The organism is Cellulomonas septica, assembly GCF_012396155.1.
GTDB lineage: Bacteria > Actinomycetota > Actinomycetes > Actinomycetales > Cellulomonadaceae > Cellulomonas > Cellulomonas septica.
In genome coordinates, this window is sequence record NZ_JAAXOY010000714.1 from 1 (window position 1) to 1764 (window position 1764).

Consider the following 1764-nt stretch of genomic DNA (forward strand, 5'->3'; position numbering starts at 1 on the left):
CGCCGGCGGGTGCGCCGGAGCCGCGGACGTCGAGGCCGAGCATCCGGTCGGCGCGTCCGGCGAGCCACTCCGCGAGGTCGCCGGCGCCGAGGACGGCGAGGTCGAGGGCTGCGGCGGCGACGGCGGCGGGCTTCTCGCTCTCGTCGGGGAGCATCGCGAAGAGGCGGTCGCGCAGGGTGCGGAACTCGAGCTCGTCGAGGATGGTGTGGAGCGCGTGGCGGTCCCAGGGGCGGGCGGCGAGGTCCTCGGGGCCGAGGGGGAGCTCGAGGTCGTCGACGAGGCGGTTGAGCTGCCGGTTGAGGCGGACCTGGTCGAGGTTGTCGCGCAGGGCCTCGCCGGCCTTGCCGGTGACCTTGTCGGCGTTGTCGAGGATGCCCTCGAGGCCGTCGAACTGGCCGATCCACTTGGCGGCGGTCTTGGGGCCGACGCCGGGGATGCCGGGGAGGTTGTCGCTGGACTCGCCGACGAGGGCGGCGAGGTCGGGGTACCGCTCGGGCGGGACGCCGTACTTGGCCTCGACGGCGGCGGGGGTCATGCGCGCGAGCTCGGAGACGCCCTTGACGGGGTAGAGGACGGTGACGTCGTCGTTGACGAGCTGGAAGGCGTCGCGGTCGCCGGTGATGACGAGGACCTGCATGCCCTGCGCGCGGGCTTGCCGGGCGAGCGTGGCGAGGACGTCGTCGGCCTCGTAGTCGGGCTTGGTGATGACGGGGATGTGCATGGTGTCGAGCACGCGGCGGATGACGTCGACCTGGCCGCGGAAGGGCTCGGGGGTGGCGTCGCGGTTGCCCTTGTAGGCCTCGTACTGCTGGGTGCGGAAGGTCGTGCGGCCGAGGTCGAACGCGACGGCGACGTGCGTGGGCTCCTCGTCGCGCAGGAGGTTGGCGAGCATCGAGGTGAACCCGAAGACGGCGTTGGTGGGGTCGCCCGTGGAGGTCGCGAACTTGTCGACGGGGAGCGCGAAGAACGCGCGGTAGGCCATCGAGTGCCCGTCGATGAGCAGGAGCCGCGCGGGCCCGGCGGGTGCGGCCGGGGCGGTCGTGGACAGGGCGGCTGGCTGTGCGTCGCTCACGGGTGCCAACCTATCTGCCATGTCCGACACCACCGACGCGCTCGCCGCGATGCCGCCCACCACGGGGACCCTGCTCGAGCGGATGGGGATCGAGGTGCTGGAGCTGTCGGCGGACCGCACGGTCGGCGCGATGCCGGTCGAGGGGAACACACAGCCGTACGGGTTGCTGCACGGCGGCGCGTCGGCGGTCCTGGCGGAGACGCTCGCGTCCTACGCGGCGCAGGTGCACGCGGGTGCGGGGCGGGCGGCGGTCGGCATCGAGATCAACGCGACGCACCACCGGTCGGCGCGGTCGGGCGTGGTCACGGGGACGGCGACCGCGCTGCACCTCGGGTCGAGCCTCGCGAGCTACGAGGTCGTGGTCGTGGACGCCGACGGGCGGCGGCTCTGCACGGCGAGGGTGACCTGCATGCTGATCGACGCGCGGCGCTGAGCGGCGGCGTCGACGCGGGGCGTCGGGACGGAGGGCACGGGCTCGACGAACCCGGTCGCGCGGATGCGGCCCTGGCGGCGGCGCGCGATGAGGTCCTCGATGCCTCGGGATCCCGCGCGGCGCGGCACGCCCGTGTGGGTGGCGGGCGCGAGGTCGTGCGCGAGGCGGCGCTGCAGGGCGGAGGTCGCCCACCCGGTTGGCCAGCACGGCGCCGAGCGCGGACACGCCGATCGCGCCGCCGAGCGTCCGGAAGAACGCG

2 protein-coding genes are annotated in these 1764 nt (G+C 74.4%); one reads left to right on the forward strand and one right to left on the reverse strand.

Translation table 11 applies throughout. From position 1 onward, the window contains the following. Positions 1-1072, reverse strand: a 1072-nt coding sequence (locus tag HGA02_RS18470) for a 5'-3' exonuclease (protein ID WP_343035606.1), incomplete at its 3' end; no start/stop codon positions are given. Positions 1073-1091: 19 nt separating this feature from the next. Between HGA02_RS18470 and HGA02_RS18475 the strand changes: the two genes are divergently transcribed. Beyond that, entirely contained in the window at positions 1092-1505 is a 414-nt protein-coding gene (locus HGA02_RS18475) for a PaaI family thioesterase (protein ID WP_168680773.1), read from the forward strand. The last annotated feature ends 259 nt before the right edge of the window (positions 1506-1764 follow it).

What these genes read in the sequence shown, in the direction of transcription:
- HGA02_RS18475 (WP_168680773.1), top strand. Translation starts at nt 1,092, where the DNA reads ATGTCCGACACCACCGACGCGCTCGCCGCGATGCCGCCCACCACGGGG.